General features: G+C 75.2%; 17 protein-coding genes. 8 read left to right on the forward strand and 9 right to left on the reverse strand.

The genetic code is table 11. The features are described 5' to 3' along the window. Nucleotides 1-74 precede the first annotated feature (74 nt). Genes ACZ6S8_RS27050 through ACZ6S8_RS27060 form a run of 3 tightly spaced genes read right to left on the reverse strand, consistent with a single transcriptional unit; the run spans nt 75 to nt 4329 of the window. Complete coding sequence (locus tag ACZ6S8_RS27050; protein WP_469459987.1) at nt 75-1085, reverse strand: serine/threonine-protein kinase; 1011 nt, start codon at nt 1083-1085, stop codon at nt 75-77. Further along, nucleotides 1082-1768: a hypothetical protein gene (locus tag ACZ6S8_RS27055; protein ID WP_469459988.1), complete on the reverse strand. Its 687-nt coding sequence runs from the start codon at nt 1766-1768 to the stop codon at nt 1082-1084. Before ACZ6S8_RS27055 ends, ACZ6S8_RS27050 begins: the two co-directional genes overlap by 4 nt. 5 nt (nt 1769-1773) lie before the next feature. After that, nucleotides 1774-4329 carry an ABC transporter ATP-binding protein/permease gene (locus tag ACZ6S8_RS27060; protein ID WP_469459989.1) on the reverse strand — a complete coding sequence of 852 codons (2556 nt, stop codon included), beginning with the start codon at nt 4327-4329 and terminating at the stop codon, nt 1774-1776. 180 nt (nt 4330-4509) lie between these two features. Between ACZ6S8_RS27060 and ACZ6S8_RS27065 the strand changes: the two genes are divergently transcribed. From ACZ6S8_RS27065 to ACZ6S8_RS27085, 5 genes are all read left to right on the forward strand, one after another. Next, nucleotides 4510-5547: a cation diffusion facilitator family transporter gene (locus ACZ6S8_RS27065; protein WP_469459990.1), complete on the forward strand. Its 1038-nt coding sequence runs from the start codon at nt 4510-4512 to the stop codon at nt 5545-5547. Nucleotides 5548-5622: 75 nt separating this feature from the next. Continuing rightward, a complete protein-coding gene (locus tag ACZ6S8_RS27070; RefSeq protein WP_469459991.1) occupies nt 5623-6102 on the forward strand; it encodes an NUDIX hydrolase in 480 nt (159 codons plus the stop codon). A 48-nt stretch (nt 6103-6150) separates the two neighbouring features. After that, on the forward strand, nt 6151-7407 hold the full coding sequence (locus ACZ6S8_RS27075; RefSeq protein WP_469459992.1) for a Tm-1-like ATP-binding domain-containing protein: 1257 nt from the start codon (nt 6151-6153) through the stop codon (nt 7405-7407). A gap of 116 nt (nt 7408-7523) precedes the next feature. Continuing rightward, nucleotides 7524-9161 (forward strand): serine/threonine-protein kinase, encoded by a 1638-nt coding sequence (locus ACZ6S8_RS27080; protein WP_469459993.1) that lies wholly within the window; start codon nt 7524-7526, stop codon nt 9159-9161. Then, nucleotides 9158-9760: a hypothetical protein gene (locus tag ACZ6S8_RS27085; protein ID WP_469459994.1), complete on the forward strand. Its 603-nt coding sequence runs from the start codon at nt 9158-9160 to the stop codon at nt 9758-9760. The genes ACZ6S8_RS27080 and ACZ6S8_RS27085 overlap by 4 nt, the downstream gene beginning before the upstream one ends. Before the next feature lie 390 nt (nt 9761-10150). On the opposite strand, the gene ACZ6S8_RS27090 is transcribed toward ACZ6S8_RS27085, so the two are convergent. Beyond that, the gene (locus ACZ6S8_RS27090; protein WP_469459995.1) at nt 10151-11440 is read right to left on the reverse strand and encodes an ATP-binding protein; all 1290 of its coding nucleotides are present in this window, start codon (nt 11438-11440) and stop codon (nt 10151-10153) included. A gap of 312 nt (nt 11441-11752) precedes the next feature. Here ACZ6S8_RS27090 and ACZ6S8_RS27095 point away from each other — a divergent pair, with 312 nt between their 5' ends. Further along, nucleotides 11753-12529, forward strand: a complete 777-nt coding sequence (locus ACZ6S8_RS27095; RefSeq protein ID WP_469459996.1) for a trypsin-like serine peptidase — start codon at nt 11753-11755, stop codon at nt 12527-12529. 70 nt (nt 12530-12599) lie between these two features. Here ACZ6S8_RS27095 and ACZ6S8_RS27100 read toward each other — a convergent pair whose 3' ends face one another. The 3 genes from ACZ6S8_RS27100 to ACZ6S8_RS27110 form a co-directional block, all read right to left on the reverse strand. Then, a complete protein-coding gene (locus ACZ6S8_RS27100) occupies nt 12600-13106 on the reverse strand; it encodes an NUDIX hydrolase (RefSeq protein ID WP_469459997.1) in 507 nt (168 codons plus the stop codon). Between the two features lie 37 nt (nt 13107-13143). Beyond that, nucleotides 13144-14766: an apolipoprotein N-acyltransferase gene (gene lnt, locus ACZ6S8_RS27105; protein ID WP_469459998.1), complete on the reverse strand. Its 1623-nt coding sequence runs from the start codon at nt 14764-14766 to the stop codon at nt 13144-13146. A gap of 145 nt (nt 14767-14911) precedes the next feature. Continuing rightward, the gene (locus ACZ6S8_RS27110) at nt 14912-15427 is read right to left on the reverse strand and encodes a hypothetical protein (RefSeq protein WP_469459999.1); all 516 of its coding nucleotides are present in this window, start codon (nt 15425-15427) and stop codon (nt 14912-14914) included. 172 nt (nt 15428-15599) lie between these two features. On the opposite strand from ACZ6S8_RS27110, the gene ACZ6S8_RS27115 reads away from it, so the two are divergent. Both ACZ6S8_RS27115 and ACZ6S8_RS27120 read left to right on the forward strand, forming a co-directional pair. Then, on the forward strand, nt 15600-16097 hold the full coding sequence (locus ACZ6S8_RS27115) for a VOC family protein (protein ID WP_469460000.1): 498 nt from the start codon (nt 15600-15602) through the stop codon (nt 16095-16097). Between the two features lie 70 nt (nt 16098-16167). Further along, on the forward strand, nt 16168-17109 hold the full coding sequence (locus ACZ6S8_RS27120) for an ADP-ribosylglycohydrolase family protein (RefSeq protein WP_469460001.1): 942 nt from the start codon (nt 16168-16170) through the stop codon (nt 17107-17109). Nucleotides 17110-17143: 34 nt separating this feature from the next. Here the strand turns inward: ACZ6S8_RS27120 and ACZ6S8_RS27125 are convergent, their stop codons facing one another. Both ACZ6S8_RS27125 and ACZ6S8_RS27130 read right to left on the reverse strand, forming a co-directional pair. Further along, nucleotides 17144-17986 carry a hypothetical protein gene (locus ACZ6S8_RS27125; RefSeq protein ID WP_469460002.1) on the reverse strand — a complete coding sequence of 281 codons (843 nt, stop codon included), beginning with the start codon at nt 17984-17986 and terminating at the stop codon, nt 17144-17146. A gap of 308 nt (nt 17987-18294) precedes the next feature. Continuing rightward, nucleotides 18295-19101 (reverse strand): glutamate racemase, encoded by an 807-nt coding sequence (locus ACZ6S8_RS27130; protein ID WP_469460003.1) that lies wholly within the window; start codon nt 19099-19101, stop codon nt 18295-18297. Nucleotides 19102-19325: the final 224 nt, after the last annotated feature.

A 19325-nucleotide genomic window follows, 5' to 3' on the forward strand; every position in this document is an offset into this window, starting at 1 on the left:
GGGCCCCGGGGCACCGTTTCGACCGGTCAGGATCCGTCCGTCCAGGACCGTTTGACCGGTCAGGATCCGCCCGTTCAGGACCGGCCGTGGAACACGGGCCGCGCCCAGTGCGGCGGGGGCGGGGGCGATCCGGTCGCGGAAACCGTACGGGTCCGCGGCGGCCGGGGTGCTCCCGCGCCCGCCCGGCGCAGGGCGCCGGTGAACTCCAGGCAGCTGCCCCAGCGGTCGTCCGGCGACTTGGCCAGCGCCTTCGCCAGAACCCCGTCCACCTCGGCGGGCAGGCCGGACCGGCGGGAGGTCGGCGGGGGCGGCGGGTCGTACTGGTGGGCCCAGAGCAGGGCCATGTCGTCGTCCCGCCGGAACGGCGGCCCGCCCACCAGCATCTCGTAGACCACGCACCCCAGGCCGTAGACGTCGCAGCGGCCGTCCACCGGCCTGCCCGAGATCTGCTCCGGCGCGACGTAGTCCAGCGTGCCCACGAACTGCCCGACGCTCGTGAAGCCGGTGAGGGACAGCGACTTCTTAGTCAGCCCGAAGTCGGTGAGGTAGACGTGCTCGGGGTGCTCGCTGTCCGTTCCCGCCGCGACCAGGACGTTCCCCGGCTTCACGTCCCGGTGGACCAGGTCGTGGGCGTGCGCCGCGTCCAGTGCGGAGGCCACCTGGCCGGCGATCCGGGCCGTGGTCCCCACCGGCAGCGGCCCGGTCCGGTCGAGCAGGGCCCGCAGGTCCTGCCCGGCGACGTACCGCATCGCGATGTACAGCAGGCCGTCCGTCTCCCCCGCCTCGAAGACCGGCACGATGTGCGGGTGGTCGATGGCCGCGGCCACCTTCGACTCGTGGGCGAAGCGCTGCCGGAAGGTGTCGTTCCGGGCCAGTTCGGGGGCGAGCAGCTTCAACGCCACGGTCCGGTCCAGCCGCAGGTCCCGGGCCCGGTAGACGACCGCCATCCCGCCGCGCCCGATCTCGTCCTCCACCCGGTAACCGGCGATCAGCCGCCCGCGCAGGTCCGACGGGCGTCCCGCGACCGGATCCGCGACCCGATCCGCGGCCCGATCCGCGTCGCGGCCCCGCTCCGGGCCCGTCACCGCCCGCCGCCTTCCCGGGCGGCGCCGGGCGATCCGTCGGGGGCGTCGACGACGCGGGTGGGCTCGTGCCCCGGCGCGCCTCCCGGAGCCACCTCGGCGTCCGACTCCGACTCCGGCTCGGGCCCCGGCTCGGGTGCCGGCTCGGGCTTGGGCTCGTGCTCCGGCGGGACGCCCGGCCCGGCCACCACCGCGTACGTCGCCAGGCGGGTGCCGTCCCCGTACAGCCAGCGTCCGGCGGCCTCGTCGTACAGCCAGACCGACTCCCCGTCGATCACGATGCCGGCGCGCAGCCCGCGCACGGACGCCCGGAAGCCCTCGCCGTCCAGCTGTCCCGATGCCAGCCCGTCGACGGCCCGCCGGTAGCGGTCCAGGGCGTCGGCGCCGCGCGCGAGCAGCGGCCGCGGGTCCTCGGCCCGGCCCGGCGGCCGGCCCCCCGTCGTCGGCGGCGGCTGCGGTACGGCGACCAGGAGCCGCCCGTCCACCCAGGCGGACCAGCCGTTGGCGCACAGGATCTCCCCCCACTCCGCCCGCCGGGAGAGCAGCCGTACGGGAAGGAAGGGGTCGAGGGGCGCCGTGGGCCGGGACGCGTCGGGGGTCTCCCAGGCGGGCAGCCCGTCCTGCGGCACGACGTGCGTCGGCCGGAAGTCCGCGGCGCCCCCGGGGTCCGTCGTCGGATTCGCCATCGGGCCTACTTCCGCATGATCGCGGGTTCGTGGCGCCGCAGCAGCCGGGCGACCAGTACGCCGAACAGCACGGACAGGGCGGCGAGCATCCCCATGTTGAGCAGCCACACCCCGGCGCTGTGCGCGAACAGCGGGTCGTCGGTGAGGGTGCCGGGCACGATGGCGCCGAGGTCGATGGTGCCCGCCATGGCGCCGAGCGCCCACCGGGAGGGTACGAGCCAGGCCAGCTGCTCGATGACGGGGACGCCATCGAGCTGGAGCAGCGCGCCGCAGAAGACCACTTGGACGATGGCGAGGAGGACCAGCAGCGGCATGGTGACCTCCTCCTTGCTGACCAGGGCGGAGACCAGCAGGCCGAGCATCATCGCGGTGAACGACAGCAGCGCCACGGCGAGGGTGATCTCGACGAGGGGTGGCAGGAACACCCCCCGGCCGCCGGGCGCTCCCAGTTTCACGCCGAACAGGCCGACCAGGGTGAGCACCACCGCCTGGGCCACGGTGACGGCTCCCAGAACCACCACCTTGGACATCAGATAGGCGGAGCGCGACAGTCCGACGGCTCTCTCGCGCTGGTAGATGGTCCGTTCCTTGACCAGTTCGCGCACCGCGTTGGCGGCGCCCGTGAGCACGCCGCCGACACAGAGGATGAGCAGGGCGTTGATCGCGGTCTCGGCCGTCAGCGCGCTGCCCGCGAGGGCGCGGGCCATGGCGCCCATCACGAACGGCAGCGCGATCATGATGGCGAGGAAGGTCCGGTCGGCGCCGAGCGCGGCCGCGTACCGCCGGACCAGCGTGGACAGCTGGGAGCCCCAGCTCTGCGCCTTGGGCGGGGCGGAGACGAAACCGGCGCCTCCCGCCGGTCCGCCGTCGCCGGCGCCGTCGCGGCGCGGTGTCCGGGACGCGGCGGCGGCGTACTTGCGGTACGGGACCGAGGCGGCGTACTCACCCGCCCAGTCGCGGCCCTGGTGGTTCTCGAACGCTTCGAAGGCCTCGGGCCACTGGGCGTAGCCGAAGTAGTCGAGGGTCTCCCCGGGCGGCCCGAAGTAGGCGATGCGCCCGCCCGGGGCGAGGACCAGGAGGCGGTCGCACACGTCCAGGCTGAGGACGCTGTGGGTGACCACGATGACGGTGCGGCCGTCGTCGGCGAGACCGCGCAGCATGTGCATGACGGAGCGGTCCATGCCGGGGTCGAGTCCGGAGGTGGGCTCGTCCAGGAAGAGCAGCGAGGGCTTCGTCAGCAGTTCCAGGGCGACGGAGACGCGTTTGCGCTGGCCGCCGGAGAGGCTGTGGATGGGCTGGTCGGCGCGTTCCCGCAGGCCGAGTTCGCCGATGACCTCGTCGACCCGGGCCTGCCGTTCGGCCTTGGCGGTGTCCTGCGGGAAGCGCAGTTCGGCGGCGTAGCCGAGGGCGCGGCGGACCGTGAGCTGGGCGTGCAGGATGTCGTCCTGCGGGACGAGGCCGATGCGGCTGCGCAGTTCGGCGTAGTCGCGGTAGAGGTCGCGGCCGTCGTAGAGGACGGTGCCGCGGTCGGCGGGGCGCAGGCCGGTCAGGGCGCCGAGGAGGGTGGACTTGCCGGCGCCGCTGGGGCCGACGACGGCGAGCAGGCACTTCGCGCCGACGGGGAAGGAGACGTCCTCGAGGAGGGTCTTGCGGCCGCGGTCCACGGCGACGGTGAGGTGCTGGACGTCGAGGGAGACCTCGCCGGTGTCCACGTACTCCTGGAGCTGGTCTCCGACGAGGCAGAACACCGAGTGGCCGATGCCGACGATGTCGCCTTCGGCCAGGCGGGAGGCCCCGTCGACGGGGGCGCCGTTGAGGTAGGTGCCGTTGTGGCTGCCGAGGTCGGCGATCTCGTACGTGCCGTCGGCGCGGGCGCGCAGTTCGGCGTGCCGGCGGGAGACCACGAGGTCGTCGACGACGAGGTCGTTGTCGGGGGCGCGGCCGATCCGCACGGCGGTGCGGGCGGGCAGCGGCCGGACGGCGGTGGGCTGCCGGAACGTTCCGGTCAGGGCGGGGTTCGAGACCCCGGACGGCCGGGCGGCGGCCGGTGCGGGCGACGCCACGACGGGCCACGCGGCGACGGGCGGCTCGGCCGCAGCGGGCGGTGCAGCAGGCGGTGCAGCGGGCGGTGCAGCAGGCGGTGCAGCGGGCGGCTCGGCCGTACGGGGGTCTGCGGTCGGCTCCACCGCGGGCGGCGCGGAGGCCTCGGCCGGCGCGGAGGCCGGGGGCGGCGGGGGCGGTGTCGGCCCGAGCAGCAGCGCGCGCGGGCCGTCGGCAGCGTGGCCGAAGCGCAGCTCGCTGCCGGGGCCGACGCTCCACTCGTGCACGCGGCGGCCGTCGGCCCAGGTCCCGTTGGTGCTGTCCTCGTCCTCCACCGTCCAGTGATCCCCGTCGGGCCGCAGGACGGCGTGGTGCCAGGAGACGCGGGCGTCGTCGAGGCAGATCTCGCAGAGGGGGTCCCGGCCGACGTGGTAGATCCGGCCGGGGCTCATCGCGGTGGAGCCACGGTCGGTTTCCAGGACGAGCTCGGGCGCGGTCGGCACTCCGGGACGCTGGACCATGAGCAGATTTTCCCACGATCCGGCCGACCCGGCACCGGTCGCACATCACCGCAGGTCAGAGCGGTGTTATGGGTAATGACAACGGTCCCCGTTGCAGCCTTTGCCCATCGCGCCGGGGTGCGCTTCACTTCACGCGACGGAACCGGACACACGGGTGACGCGATGAGACGGGGGACCCCCATGAGCGGGCACGACCACGATCACGGCGACGGGCACGAAGGGCACGGCCACGGACCCGGCGGTCACGGACCCGGCGGCCACAGCCACGGCGTGTCCGCGGACGCCGACCGGCGCTGGCTGGGGATCGCGCTCGGTCTGATCGGCGCCTTCATGGCCGTCGAGGTGGTCATCGGCGTGATGGCCCACTCGCTGGCCCTGATCTCCGACGCCGCCCACATGCTGACCGACGCCGTCTCCATCGTGCTGGCCCTCATCGCGATGCGGCTGGCGGCCCGCCCGGCGCGCGGCGGCTTCACGTACGGCCTCAAGCGCGCGGAGATACTCTCCGCGCAGGCCAACGGGCTGACGCTGCTCCTGCTGGCGGTCTGGCTGGCGTACGAGGCGGTCCGGCGGCTGGTCGACCCACCGCCGGTCGAGGGCGGCCTGGTCCTGGTGACGGCCCTGGCGGGCATCGTCGTCAACGTGGTCGCGGCGTGGTGCATATCCCGGGCGAACCGGTCCTCGCTCGCCGTCGAGGGCGCCTACCAGCACATCCTGAACGACCTGTTCGCCTTCATCGGAACGGCCGTGGCGGGTCTGATCGTGCTGACCACCGGCTTCCGGCAGGCCGACGCGATCGCCACCCTCGTGGTCGTGGTGCTGATGGTCAAGGCGGGCTACGGGCTGGTCCGCGAGTCCGGCCGGATCCTGCTGGAGGCCGCCCCGGCCCACGTCGACCCGGACGCCGTCGGCGATCGGCTGGCGGGACACCCGCCGGTCAGCGAGGTGCACGACCTGCACATCTGGACGATCACCTCCGGCCAGGCGGCGCTCTCGGCGCACGTGCTGGTGGAGCCGGCGGGCGACTGCCACGCCGTGCGCCGCGATCTGGAGGGGCTGCTGGACAAGGAGTACGGGATCACCCACACCACCCTCCAGGTGGACCACACCCAGGACTCCCTCCTCACGGTCGGCCGCGCCGGCGAGGACCCCTCCGGCGACCCGCACTGCGCGGACGCCCACGGCCCGGTGCACCGCCAGGGACCGCACGACCACTGACGGCTCGCCTCCGGTCCGCGGGAATCCCCGGCCGGCGAGCACTGGGCCGGCCCGGTCCGGGGCATGGATGGACCCATGACGCACAAGCGCAGTGCCGGGCTGTTCCTGTTCCGCCGCACCGGCGGCGAGGACGCACCCGGTGTCGAGGTCCTGCTGGGGCACATGGGCGGTCCGCTCTGGGCCGGGCGGGACGACGGGGGCTGGGCCATCCCGAAGGGCGAGTACGAGCCGGACGAGGCGCCGCGGGACGCGGCCCGCCGGGAGTTCACCGAGGAGATCGGGCTGCCTCCGCCGGACGGCCCGTACCTGCCGCTCGGCGAGGTGCGGCTCGGCAGCGGCAAGCTGGTGACGATCTGGGCGGTGGAGGCGGACCTCGACCCCGCGCTGATGGTGCCCGGGACGTTCTCGATGGAGTGGCCGCCGCACTCCGGGGAGGTGCGGGAGTTCCCCGAACTGGACCGGGTGGCCTGGTTCGCTCCGGACGTGGCCGAAAAGAAGCTGATGACCTCTCAAATCCCTTTCCTGGAGAGGCTGTTGGTGCTGGTGGGGGGTTGACCCGACCTTTACTTGCCAGCAAACCCCAGCTGCATGGACATTGCACACATGACCAACGTCGTGCTGGTGGGGACCCTGGACACCAAGGGTGTGGAGTACGGCTGGCTGCGCGAGAGGCTGACGCGGGCCGGCGTCGAGGTGGTACTGGTCGACACCGGCATCATGGGCGAGCCCCGGGTGCCCGCCGACGTGCCGCGCGACGCGGTCGCCAGAGCGGCGGGAACGGAACTGCCGGAGCTGCGCGCGGCCGCCGACCGGGGCGCGGCCGTGACCGCGATGGCCCGGGGCGCCGAGGCGACCCTGGTGCGGCTGCACGCCGAGGGCCGGCTGCACGGGGTGCTCGCGCTGGGCGGCAGCGGCGGCACCTCGATCGCCACCCGGGCGATGCGGGCCCTGCCGCTGGGCGTGCCCAAGCTGATGGTGTCCTCGATGGCGTCCGGGGACGTGGGTCCGTACGTCGGATCCTCGGACATCACGATGATGTACAGCGTGGTGGACATCGCGGGGATCAACAGCGTCTCCGCCCCGGTCCTCGCCAACGCGGTCGAGGCGGTCGCCGGGATGGCCCGGGCCTACGCCCGTTCCTCCCGAGACCCGGACCTCCCGGCCGCGCCGGGGGCGGCCGCCCGGCCCCTGGTCGCGGCCAGCATGGCGGGGGTGACCACCATCGGCGTGGATGCGGCCCGCGAGCGGCTGACGGACCTGGGCTACGAGGTCCTGGTCTTCCACGTCAGCGGCGCCGGCGGCCGCACCCTGGAGACCCTGGCGGGCCAGGGCGTCTTCGCCGGGGTCCTCGACCTCACCCTCGGCGAGCTCGCCGACGACCTGTGCGGGGGCATCCTGACCGCGGGACCGGACCGGCTGTGCGCCGCCGGCCGGGCCGGGGTTCCGCAGGTGGTGAGCCTGGGGGCGCTGGACATGGTCAAGTTCGGTCCGCCGCAGACCCTGCCGGAGCGGGCCCGGTACCGGCGCGTCCGCGTGCACAACCCGTCCATCACCGTGATCCGTACGACCGAGGCCGAGTGCGCCGAACTCGGCCGCCGGGTCGCCGCCAAGCTCCGCGCCGCCACCGGTCCCGCGGCCGTCTGCGTCCCGCTCCGCGGACTGTCCACGCTCGGCGCCCCCGGCGGGCCCTACCATGACCCCGGCGCGGACGGGGCCCTGTTCTCGGCGCTGCGCGACGGCTTGCGGGGCAGCGCCGCCCGGCTGTACGACTACGACACCCACATCAACGATCCGGCGTTCGGCCGGGCCGCGGCCGACCGGCTGCACGCGATGATCGGCGCGGCGCGGGCCGCCGCCTGACCCGCCCGTGCGGACGGGAACCGGCCGTGGCGCAATGCGTGTCCCAGGGGGTGGCCGCCCGACGACCGGGCGGCCCGGGGACAGGACGCCGTCACGGCGCGGAGGGGGCGGGAACGATGAACGGTACGTGGACGGTCCCCGGCTACACCGAGGTCAGGGAACTGGGGTCGGGGGGCAGCGGCCGGGTGGTGCTCGCCGTGCACGACGGCACGGGCACGGCGGTCGCGGTGAAGTACCTCAGCGACCGGCTCCGCGAGGACCCGGCCTTCGTCGGGGAGTTCCGGGCCGAGGCGCGGCTCCTCGGCGGGCTGCGGACCCCGTACGTGGTGGGGCTGTACGAGTACGTGGAGGCGCCCGGCGGCGCGGCCATCGTGATGGAGCTCGTCGACGGCGTCTCGCTGCGCGCGCTGCTCAAGCAGTCCGGGCGGACCGACGCCGAGGCCGCGCTGGTGGTGCTGAAGGGCTCCCTCCTCGGTCTGGCGGAGGCGCACCGGGCGGGGGTCGTCCACCGGGACTACAAGCCGGAGAACGTACTGGTCGCGGCGGACGGCTCGTCGAAGCTGGTGGACTTCGGCATCGCGGCGGGCCGCGGCACCACGCCGGGCGTGGCCGGAACGCCCGCCTACATGGCCCCGGAACAGTGGCAGGGCCGCCCGGCCTCGCCCGCCGCCGACGTGTACGCGGCGACGGCGACCTTCTTCGAGTGCCTGACCGGGCGCAAGCCGTACGACGGGGAGAACTTCGCGGAGCTCGCGGTCCAGCACATCGAGGCCCCGGTCCCGGAGACCGAGGCCCCCGAGCCCGTACGGCCGCTGATCCGGCGCGGCCTGGCCAAGCGGCCGGAGCAACGGCCTGAGAACGCCGAGGCGTTCGTCGCGGAGCTGGAGGACGTGGCCCTCGCCGCGTACGGGCCGCAGTGGGAGGAGCGCGGGCAGCGCAAGCTGGCGGCGCTGGCCGCGCTGCTCCCGCTGCTGTTCCCCTCGGCCGGGGCCGCCGCCCAGGGCACCACGGCGGTGGCCTCGACCACGCTGGGCGGCGGCTCCGGCTGGGCTCCCGGCCGCGGCGGCTGGCTCGCGACGGGCGTGGCCCTGGTCCTGGGCACGGTGCTGCTGTTCACCACGGACGCGATCGGCAGCACCCCCGGCGGGGCATCGGCGCTGAGCGCGTTCGCCACCACCAGCGCCGCCCCGCCGGGACCGGGCTCGGCGACCGGGACCGCCGGCCCGACCGCGTCCCCGGCCCCCTCCGCGTCGCCGTCCCCCTCGCCGTCCCCGTCACCGTCCTCCTCCCCGTCACCGTCCGCGTCCCCGTCACCCGGCGCCACCACCACGGCGCCGCCGACCCCGACGACGGGCGTCACGACCGCGCCGACCACCGGCGCCCCGCCGGCCCCGACGCCCACGCCGACCCCGACGCCGACACCCACGCTGAAGGTCACCAAGCTCGACGTGTCGCTGCGGCCCGGCTACTACACCGGGCAGGCGACCGTCTCCCTCGCCACCCAGGGCACCGGATCCGTCACCGTCGTCCTGCAGTGGTACCTCGGCGACGCGGCCGGCGAGTTCACCGTCCCCGACGGCACGGACACGGTCGTGGTCCCGTCCGGCTCCGTGGCCCCGGTCGTGCAGTCCCACACCTTCACCCGCGGACGCGGCTGCCACGGCGGGGTCCGCGTCACGACCAAGCCGGCCGCGGCGAGCGGCTCGGCCTCGGACTCCCAGGCCCTGCTGCGCTGTCAGGGGCCCGCCCGATGAGCGATCCCCGCGCGCCCCGGGACGACGAGTACAGCGCCACCGTCCTCGGCAGCCACTGGTTCTCCGGCCCGCCCGAGCCGGCCGGGGTCACCCCCGACCGGGTCGAGGGTTCCGTGCTCCGGTTCGGGCCCGGGGTGACCGCCGCCCTGCCCGCGCCGTTCCCCGTCACCGCACCGGCGGCGTCCGCGCCCCGCGGGCGCCGGGCCGCCGGGCTCCGCAGGTACGCGCTGGCCCTGCTGGTGCTGCTCGGCGTGCTCGCGTACCTCGGCTGGCAGCGGTACGGGCCGGCCCTGGACGTGCGGGACGTGGCCGTGACCACCGCGGCCGGGGACCCGTCGTGCGACACCGCGGCCGACGTGGTGGCCCTCGTACGGACCAACGGGCGCGAGGGCACGCTGACCTACCGCTGGATCCGCAGCGACGGCACGCGCTCCGAGCAGCTGACCGAGCGGGTGCCGCGCGGGCAGCGCGAGGCGCGGCTGCACCTGCTGTGGACGTTCCGGGGGACGGGCAGCTACCCCGCGAAGGCGGAGCTGGAGCTGCTGTCGCCCGGGCGGCGCACGGCCGCGGTGGAGTTCACGTACCGCTGCCGGCCCTAGGGGGTGTCGTCGAATTCGTTCCTGCCGTGCGGCGCCCGGCAGGAACGCTCGCCGGGCGTACGAAACGACTTCGACGCCACCCCCTAGCCGTTCGGCCCCGTCCCGGGGCCCGTCGGCCGTCCTTCCGGCCGGGGCGGCCGGGGCCGTCCGGCCGAAGCGCGGGCCCCCCGCCCGCTGGTTGACTCGGAGGTGTTGGCGAGGGCGCGCAGGGCGCCCTCCGGCACCGCTGCGTGTCACGCTCCAGCCGGCGACACACCCCAACCGGAGCGTGGCCGTCCCGCACGGATGCCAAGTCCGCGCGGGAGGCCCGCAGCCGCTTTGGGGAGTGGCTGCGGGCCACTCGCCGTCCCCCGCCGCAACCGGGGGACGGAGCACGGACCCCGCGCGGGGTCAGAACCGGGCGTGCGCCGTGATGTCCGCCTCGAACTCCCCCGTCATGGCCGGAGTCACCGTGGGCCGGCACTGCCGGACGGCCTCCAGGTAGTCGCCGGTGGTCGCCCCGAGCTGCGCGGCGGCCGCGCCGCGCGCCCCCACCGCCTCCAGGTCCCGTTCGAAGGACACCTGCGCCGCGATCCGCGCCGCGTGCTCGATGTCGGCCGGGGTGAACAGCTCGGTCGCCGCCACCAGCGCCGCCACGTCGACGTCGGCGCGCCCCGCCGTGTACCGGGACCAGATCGCGGCCCGGGCGCCGGCGTCGGGCGTACCGATCGGGATCAGGTAGTCGAAGCGCCCGGGCCGCAGGAAGGCCGGGTCCAGGGAGCGGACCGAGTTGGTGGCGCAGACCAGCAGCCGCTCATCCCCCTCGCGGAACCGCGGTATCAGCTTCAGCAGCTCGTTCGTCACCCCGTGGATGCCGCCGGGGTGGGCGGGCTCGGTGCGCCGGGGCGCGATCTCCTCGACCTCGTCGATGAAGACGAGCACCCGTTCCAGTTCGGCGATCCGCGCGAAGGCGTCGCGCAGGGCGGCCGCCAGGTTGCCCTCGTCGGCGAGGCGGGACGGCAGCAGTTCGACGAACGGCCAGCCCAGCCGGGAGGCGATGGCCCGCGCGAAGGTGGTCTTGCCGGTACCGGGCGGCCCGAAGAGGGCGATCGCGCGCGGCGCCCGCACCCCGTGCGCGGCGGCCCGCTCCGGCTCGGCCAGCGGCAGGACCACGCGCCGCTCGATGAGGTCCTTCTCCTTCTCCATGCCGGCGACCCCGGTCCACAGGTCGTTGGGCAGGAAGCGTCCGCCGAGGTCGTCCAGGAGGCCTGCCGCGGGCCCGTGCAGCGGCTCGGTCTTCTCGAAGTACGCCACGGCGGGCTGCCGGGTGTATCCGGCGTTGAGCAGACCCTCGCCGAGCAGGTCCTCCTCGGGCAGGACGTACGCGATCCTCCCGACGCGGGCGGCGACGAGCCTCCGCTCCAGCTCCACGAGCAGGGCGCTGGCCAGGCCGCGGCCGCGCCAGCCGGCGGCGATGGCGATGCGCATCACCCAGGCCCGCTCGCCGGTGACGCAGGCGAGGGCCGCGCCGATCGGGACGCCCTGGTGGACGGCGACCACGCAGGGCTGCCGGTCGGTGAGGGCGCCGATGCACTCGGCGAGCGAGAAGACGGACTCCTGGCCGAGTTCGGCCGTGGTGTCGATCAAGTGGACCACCGCGGCGAGATCGCTCTCGCGGTAGTCGTGGATGAGCCAGTTCACCGGGTACCGCCCCTCGTTCGTGCTCCTGCGGTGAGGCTAGGGGCGGGCGGGCCCTCCGATCACGCTCCGCGGTGCACAACAGCCGGTCCGCAAACCGTCCGTGTCGTCCATAGACCGGTGCTTTCCGCCGAAACGGAACCTCGGACCCCGCGGCGCGTTCGGCACATCCGACGATTCCCCCACCGCCCGTCGCCGCTCTGAGCTGCTATGGCCCGGTTTCACATCCGGTTCACGGGATTCACAGCAGATTCATACGGAACTTCGGGCTCCGGACAAAGGTTCGCCGGGCAGGGTCGGAACATGATCCCGCGCATGCGTTCCCATCCCCGTGCGGCCGGACGGGCCCGCGCCCGTGCCCGGCAGGCGTCCCGGATCGCGCTCGTGCTGGCCGCGCTGACCGCGCTGCTCGGCGTGGCCCTGCCGGACGCCGCCCCCGACCGGCCGCTCGGCGTCACCGCCCGGGCCGTCCCCGACGCCACGGCGAACCGGGTGGGCGCCCTGTTCACGGACGGTCTCGACGGGGGGCACTTCTGCACCGCCGCGGTGGTCCGCAGCGACGACGGCGACGTGATCGCGACCGCCGCGCACTGCCTGGGCGCCCCGGACAGCACCTTCTTCGCGCCGGGCTACCGGGACGGCAGCGCCCCGTACGGCCTCTGGCGGATCACCGGAGTGCACGTCGCCCGGGGCTGGACGGACGGCCAGGACCCGGACGCCGACATCGCCTTCGCCACGGTGGCCCCGGTGGACTCCGGGCAGTCCGCGCCGGTGGAGGACCTGGTGGGCGGATTCCCGGTGGCGGGCGACCAGCCCGGGGAGGCCACGGTGGAGGTCGTCGGCTACCCGCGCGCGCTGGACGCCCCGCTGCGCTGCGCCAACACCACCGACCTGATCTCGCCGACCCAGCGCCGGATCGGCTGCCCGGACCTCAGCGGCGGCACCAGCGGCAGCCCCTGGCTGGTCGGCGGCGCGCTGGCCGGGGTGCTGGGCGGGTACGAGGGCGGCGGCACGGTTCCGGAGGTCTCCTACAGTGCGGTGCTGGGCGACGGGGCCACGGCGCTGTACCGCGCGGCGGCGGCCGCGGGCTGAGGCCCCCACCGGGCGCGCAGCGCTCCGTACCCGGTACCGGGCCGCACCGGCCGGGGGCTCCCTACGGGGGTCAGGCGCCGCCGGCGGGCAGCCCCTCCGGCGCGGGGACGAACGGCTCGAACCAGGTCGGCTCGTCGAGCAGTGCCCGGTGGATCCGGTCCAGGGAGAACTGCTCCAGCGGCGGCAGCGCGTCCACCTCGAACCAGGCGACCTCCAGCGACTCGCTGTCGTTGGCGCGGGCCCGCCCGCCGGTCGCCCGGCAGCGGAAGGTGATGTCCTGGAACTGGCAGACGTCGCCGTTGGGGTAGGTGACCGGCGCGAGCATCTGCACGAGGACCACCCGCTCCGGCACGCACGTCACCGCCGTCTCCTCGAACACCTCGCGCACGGCGGTCTCGGCCGGCTGCTCCCCCGGCTCGCAGATCCCGCCGACCACGGACCACCGCCCGGTGTCGCTGCGCCGGCCGAGCAGCACCCGGCCCCGGTCGTCGAGGACGATCGCCGTCACCCCGGGCAGCAGGAGCAGCTGGTGGCCGGCGGTGGCGCGGATCGCGCGGATGAAATCGGGTGTGGTCATCCCCCGACCCTACGAGCCGGAACGGACGGCTCCCGCGTCAGGCGGTGCGGCGGGAGCGGAACCGGCGTGTCGCCGTCCAGCCGAGGCCGGCCGCGGCGAGGACGAGCAGCGCGTACTCCGGCAGCGGGCCGACGACGGTGGCCGGGGTGCGGGTGGAGCGCAGCGGGATCTCGGCGACGAGCGCGTCCGCGGTGAACATCTTCGTCTGCGAGACGACGCTGCCGTCGGGGCGGATCACCGCGCTGACGCCGCTGGTGACGGGGACGAGCACGGTCCGGCTGTGCTCGACGGCGCGGACGCGGTCCATGGCCAGCTGCTGGTAGGTCATCTGGCTCCGGCCGAACGTGGCGTTGTTACTCGGTACGGTGATGACCTGGGCCCCGGCCCGGACGGTGGAGCGGACGGCGTCGTCGAAGGCGGCCTCGAAGCACGTCACCATGCCGACGCCGCTGCCCGCCATGTCGAAGACGCCGGGCTCCTTGCCGGGGCCGAAGTCGCGGCGGACCCGGTCCACGTCGGAGCTGAAGAGCCGGACGAAGGACCGCATCGGGATGCGCTCGCCGAAGGGCTGGATCTTGCGCTTGTCGTACGTCGCGGTCGGGCCCTTGACCGGGTCCCAGAGGATCATCGTGTTGCGCAGCGGGCCGGTCTCCGGGGACACGACGGCGCCGATGGCCACGGGTACGCCGATCGCCTTGACCGCGCGGTCGATGACGGCGCGGGCATCGGGCTCGGCGTAGGGGTCGAGGTCGGAGGAGTTCTCCGGCCAGACGACGAAGTCGGGCTTGGGCACGCGGCCCGCCTTGACGTCCTCGGCGAGCTGGACGGTGCGCGCGGCGTGGTTGTCGAGGACCTGGCGGCGCTGGGAATTGAAGTCGAGGCCGAGGCGCGGCACGTTGCCCTGGATGAGGGCGGCGACGACGGTGCCGTCCTCGGCCGCGTCGGAGACGAGCGGCCGGGCGGCGAGGCTCGCCCCGACCGGTACGGCGACGGCGAGGGCGGCCAGCGCGGCGGTGGCCCGGCGGGGGTGGCTGCGGGCGATGCGCAGGACCTCGTAGAGGCCGAAGCCGCACAGGGCGACGCCGAAGGAGAGCAGCGGCGTGCCGCCGAGCGCGGCGAGCGGGGTGAAGACACCGTCGGCCTGCCCGAAGGCGAGCTTGCCCCAGGGGAAACCGCCGAAGGGGGCGCGGGCCCGCAGCGCCTCCCCGGCGACCCAGACGGCGGCGGCGAGGAACGGCCAGGCGGGCAGCCGGCTGACGAGGGCGATCCCGAGGCAGGTGAGGCCGATGAAGGCGGCTTCCAGGGCGGTGAGCGCCAGCCAGGGCACGGGGCCGACCTCCTCGCCGGTCCAGCTGAGGAGCGGCAGCAGGTACCCGAGGCCGGCGAAGAACCCGAGGCCGAAGCCGGCGCGCGCGCGGCGGCCGTGGAGGGAGCCGGCCAGCAGGGCGAGGGCGAGGGGGGCCAGCCACCACAGGGGGCGGGGCGGGAAGCTCACGTACAGCAGCACGCCGGCGAGCGCCGCGAGCCCGGCACGCGCCCAGAACTCCTTCCGGCTCCCCTTGCCGGGGAAAGCGGCGGCTTCGGTTCCGGTGCCCGCTGCGGTCCGGCCGGCGGGCTGCGCGGGCTCGCTTCCGGCCGCGCGGGTGACACTGGTGCTCATCTGGCGGAGTGTACGGCCCCGGGGGCCGACCTCCCGTAAAGGCCCGCGTACGGGCGTCACGCACGAGCCGGTCGGCCGCGCGCGGGGTCCCGCCCGTGGGGCCGTCGGCGGCGGCGGACCCGGGCGGGCGGCGGTGGTGCGCGATTCAGCGGGCGAGGGTCCTGAGGTGGGTGCGGATGACCCGGACCGCGTTCTCGGCGTCGTCCACGGTGACCGTGAACAGCTTCCCGTCGCCGAGCCGCAGCTCCAGCCCCTCGCCGCGGCGGACGATGACCGCGGTGCCCTTCTCGGGCCGCCAGCGGTAGCCCCAGCCACCCCATTGCTGCGGGGTGATGCGGGGGACGAACTCGGCGGAGGCGACCTCGGCGAGCCTGATCTTGCGGCGCGGGACTCCGATGTGGCCGCAGCGCACTTCCAGGGCCTCGGAGTCGACGGTGACGGCGACGTGCACGAAGGCGAGGGTGCCGTAGAGGATGAGCAGGCCGACGGCCAGGCAGCCGATCACGGACATGAGCAGCGGCACGATCCCGGCCGTCCAGGAGTTGTCCACGGCCAGCTCGACGCCGAGGGCCAGGCACGCGGCGCCGGTCGCGGCGAGCAGCCACTGCACGCGGTTGGAGGCCCGGCCCGTCCAGAGCGGACCCGGTGGGTGACCCGTCATGTGTAGCAGCGTACTCACGTTCCGCATGCGCGCCACTGCCTCTCGCCCGGCCGGTCGCCCGAAGCCCCGCGGCGTCGCGCGCCGGGCTCCGTCCCGCGTCGTCCGCTCTCCCTCGCACCCCGCGCCTGCCCGCCCTTGACCTGAACCAAACTTGAGGTTCTACGGTTCTGCCATGACCTCTCACGACGCGGTGCAGATCGTTCCGGAGCGCTACCGCAACGCGGTGGTGCCCCACGTCATGGTGGCCAACGCCCCCGCCGCCCTCGCCTTCTACGCGCGGGCCTTCGGCGCCGTCGAGGACCTCCGGCTGGAGCGGCCCGGAGGCGGAGTGCTGCACGCCGAGATCCGGATCGGCGACGCCGTCCTGATGCTCGGCGACGGCGACGGCGCCGATCCCGGCGGCGGCCCCTTCACCTCCCCAGCGGCGCTGGGCGGCACCTCGGTCGCGCTGCACGTGTACGTACCGGACGTGGACGCGCTCGCCCGGACCGCCCTGGCGGCCGGGGCGGAGCTGCTGCAGGAGCCCCGGGACCAGTTCCACGGGGACCGGACCGCGATCCTCCGGGATCCGTCGGGACACGTATGGGTGTTCCTGACGCACCGGGAGGACCTGTCCGGGGAAGAGCTGGCCCGCCGCCTCGGCGGAGCTGCGGGGGCCCAGGGGATGTGAGCGCGGGGGCGGGCGGATCTGGAAGGCTTGCCCTCCGGCCCGCGGGCCGCCGTACGAAGCGGGAGGCTCCGTGAGCGAGCAGGACGACCGGATCGACCGGGTGGTGGGAGCCGTACTGGGTTCGGCGGCGGGCGACGCGCTCGGCGCACCGTACGAGTTCGGCCCCGGGGGGCAGTTGACCGCGCGCGGCGAGGAGATGCGCGGGGGCGGCGGCTGGGATCCGGGCGAGGCCACGGACGACACGCAGATGGCGGTCCTGGTCGGCGAGTCGCTGCTGGACCACGGCGGCCTCGAACTCCCGGACGTCTTCCGCCGGTTCCAGTGCTGGGCGGCCGGAGGTCCGAAGGACATCGGCCTCCAGACCGAGGACGTGCTGACCAACGGCGAGCCCTGGGACCTCGCCGCCGCCCTGCACTTCCAGCTCAACGCCCGTGCGGCGGGCAACGGTTCGCTGATGCGGGCGTCGACCTCCGCGGTGTACTTCGCCGCGGCCGGGCGGCAGGCCACGATGGACGCCGCCCGGCGGATCGCGGCCCTGACGCACGGCGACCGGGCGGCGTGGGAGGGCACGGCCGTCCTGCACGAACTCGTACGGGTGGCCCTCGACGGAGCCGACCCGCTGGCCGCGCTCCCCGCGACGCTCGGCCTGGTGCGCCCGAGCGCCCGCGAGCGGTACGAGCGGGTGCTCGCCGCCGACTGGCACCCGGACCTCGCCACCGAGTTCAACGGGGCGGTGTGGCCCTGCCTGGGATCGGCGGTGTGGGCGCTGCGGACGACCACCGGCTTCGCGGAGGCGGTGCGGGCCGCGGTGGACCTGGGCGGCGACACCGACACGGTGGCCGCGGTGACGGGCACGCTGGCCGGGGCCCGGTACGGGGCGGCGGCGATCCCGCGGCAGTGGACGGACCCGCTGCACGTGCCCCTGCCGGGCTTCGGAGGGCGGGTCCTGCGCGCGGACGACCTCCGCGCACTGGCGCGGCGGCTGGCTGCGGCCGGCGCGGGAGACGGGTAGCGGTGGGGGTGGGGCCCGGCGCGGGGCAGGACCCCTACGGCCGCTCGAAGGCCTGGAGCACTCCGCCGGCCGAGAAGCACAGGGCTCCGCACAACGTGCCCCAGTTGGCGATGTCGGAGTTGATCAGGCTCCCGGTGGCCGGCCGGGTGAACGCGGCCAGTGCCGACACCATGAAGAGCACCGATCCCAGCTGGTTGACGGCGACGATCCACCAGCCCAGGCTCCGCGAGCGGAAGCAGGGCCTGGACCGGTGGCAGACCTCGGCGAAGGCGAGGTGCCCCGACACCAGGAACAGCAGGCACCCGATCAGGTCGGGGGTCCAGACCAGCCGGTTGACCTGCTGGGCGGTGAGGCCCTGGAGGAACGAGTCGAGCAGGTTGACGCCGAACACGAGCGTCCCGACGAACAGGACGAACGTGCTCAGCCAGTCCAGCCGCATCGGCTCGTACCCCCACCACCGCCAGCGGGCCGTCACCAGCCGGCCGCCGTCCGGGGAATGCCGGGGGGCGTTCAGCACCTGCAGGAGCGAGGTGTAGCCGCCCAGGTTGAAGAACAGGCCGCCGGCGAAGTAGACGCAGGCGCTGACGAGGGCGTCACCCGACCCGAACTGGGCCACGGCGGCGCCGAGCGCGAAGAGCCCTCCGCCGACGACGAACGCGGCCGAGGCGACGGCGTTCAGTCTCCGGAGCCGGCCGAGGGCCTCGGCATCGGCGCTCGCCGACCGGGTGACCGTGCCCCCGGGGCCGGTGACCGAGAGCACCCCCCGCCTGCGTGCGGGCCGGGACTCCCACACCACCGTTCCCCCTTCGGGGCGGTGCCAGAAGCGGCGGGTCGTGAACGGTCCTGCGCCTTCGGCGCGCTGCTCGGGCTGTCCCACGCCCCGAGCCTAAGGGCTGTCCCGTGATCCCCGGTGGATCAGCGCGCGGCGTCAGATGCGGTACATCGCAAGGCGGAGGAGCGTCCGGATACTGGACGTATCCGGACGTTCCGACAACGCGGCGAGGTGCCGTAGCTGTCGCCGCGCGCCCGCCGGGGATCACGGGACAACCCTTAGCCACGCCCCCCGGCCCCGGCGGGCAGCGAAACGCCCCTGCCGGGTCGTCGCGCACCCGCTGCCGCGGTGGGCGTACGCGTCCGGCCATCACGGAGCAACGGGCCGCGGTGGGGGGCGCCGGGGGCAGGACGTCAGCGGACGGCGGCGGGGCCGCGTGCTCCCCGGCCCGCGAGGAGCCGTCCCTCCGCGTACCCGAGGGCGGCGGCCGGCAGGGATCCGGGGCGGCCGCTGCGCAGCACGGTCAGGCCGCCGGTCGCGGGCAGCGCGGGCTCGGGACCGGCGCCGATGCGGCGCAGCGCCTGGACGGCCACCGGCTCGGCGGACCCGTGGAAGACGAGGTCGGCGCCGCCGGTGCGGGCCGCGAGGGCGACCCGGATGGCGGTTTCGACCAGCTCGTAGTGGGTGCAGCCGAGGACGACGTCGGTGACGTCGGCCGGGGTGAGTTCGGCCGCGGCGGCGACGGCGGCCGTCACGGCGGCGGCGTCGGCCGCCTCCACGGCGTCGGCGAGGCCGGGACAGGGCACTTCGGTCACCCGCGCGCCGGCGGCGAACGCGCGGATCAGCTCGCGCTGGTACGGGCTGCCGGTGGTGGCGGGGGTGGCCCAGATCGCCACGCGCCCCCGGCCGGCGGCCGCGGCGGGCTTGATCGCGGGAACGGTGCCGATGACGGGGATCGCGGGTTCCAGCGCGGCCCGCAGGGCGGGGAGGGCGTGCACGGAGGCGGTGTTGCAGGCCACGATGAGTGCGGCGGGCCGGTGGGCGGCGGCGGCTCGCGCCACGTCGAGGGCCCGCCCGGTGAGGTCCTCGGGGGTCCGCGGGCCCCAGGGCATCCCGTCGGGGTCGGAGGACAGGACGAGATCCGCGTCCGGCCGCAGCCGCCGCACCGCCGCGGCCGCCGCGAGGAGGCCGATTCCGGAGTCCATGAGCGCGATCTTCACTCCGTCACCTTAGTCGAAGCCCCCGCAGGACCGGCCTGCGACCACGGCCCCGGCGCCGGCCGCCGGGGCCGCAGCGGGGCGGGCGGGCCCCTCGCCGCGGGGCTCCTCCTGGCCGACGCCGGGCTAGGTCGTCTCTTTCGGATCTTGTCGGCCGAGCCCGCGGCGTCTGGCGCCGTGCCTGGTCGTGCTGTCGGGGCGCCCGTGTACTGGACGTACTCGGTTGC

It is taken from the genome of Streptomyces sp. NPDC048461 (assembly GCF_055587105.1).

What these genes read in the sequence shown, in the direction of transcription:
- ACZ6S8_RS27085 (WP_469459994.1), top strand. Translation starts at nt 9,158, where the DNA reads ATGAGCGATCCCCGCGCGCCCCGGGACGACGAGTACAGCGCCACCGTC.
- ACZ6S8_RS27070 (WP_469459991.1), top strand. Translation starts at nt 5,623, where the DNA reads ATGACGCACAAGCGCAGTGCCGGGCTGTTCCTGTTCCGCCGCACCGGC.
- ACZ6S8_RS27080 (WP_469459993.1), top strand. Translation starts at nt 7,524, where the DNA reads ATGAACGGTACGTGGACGGTCCCCGGCTACACCGAGGTCAGGGAACTG.
- ACZ6S8_RS27110 (WP_469459999.1), bottom strand. Translation starts at nt 15,427, where the DNA reads ATGACGGGTCACCCACCGGGTCCGCTCTGGACGGGCCGGGCCTCCAAC.
- ACZ6S8_RS27060 (WP_469459989.1), bottom strand. Translation starts at nt 4,329, where the DNA reads ATGGTCCAGCGTCCCGGAGTGCCGACCGCGCCCGAGCTCGTCCTGGAA.
- ACZ6S8_RS27065 (WP_469459990.1), top strand. Translation starts at nt 4,510, where the DNA reads ATGAGCGGGCACGACCACGATCACGGCGACGGGCACGAAGGGCACGGC.
- ACZ6S8_RS27100 (WP_469459997.1), bottom strand. Translation starts at nt 13,106, where the DNA reads ATGACCACACCCGATTTCATCCGCGCGATCCGCGCCACCGCCGGCCAC.
- lnt (WP_469459998.1), bottom strand. Translation starts at nt 14,766, where the DNA reads ATGAGCACCAGTGTCACCCGCGCGGCCGGAAGCGAGCCCGCGCAGCCC.
- ACZ6S8_RS27075 (WP_469459992.1), top strand. Translation starts at nt 6,151, where the DNA reads ATGACCAACGTCGTGCTGGTGGGGACCCTGGACACCAAGGGTGTGGAG.
- ACZ6S8_RS27055 (WP_469459988.1), bottom strand. Translation starts at nt 1,768, where the DNA reads ATGGCGAATCCGACGACGGACCCCGGGGGCGCCGCGGACTTCCGGCCG.
- ACZ6S8_RS27095 (WP_469459996.1), top strand. Translation starts at nt 11,753, where the DNA reads ATGCGTTCCCATCCCCGTGCGGCCGGACGGGCCCGCGCCCGTGCCCGG.
- ACZ6S8_RS27115 (WP_469460000.1), top strand. Translation starts at nt 15,600, where the DNA reads ATGACCTCTCACGACGCGGTGCAGATCGTTCCGGAGCGCTACCGCAAC.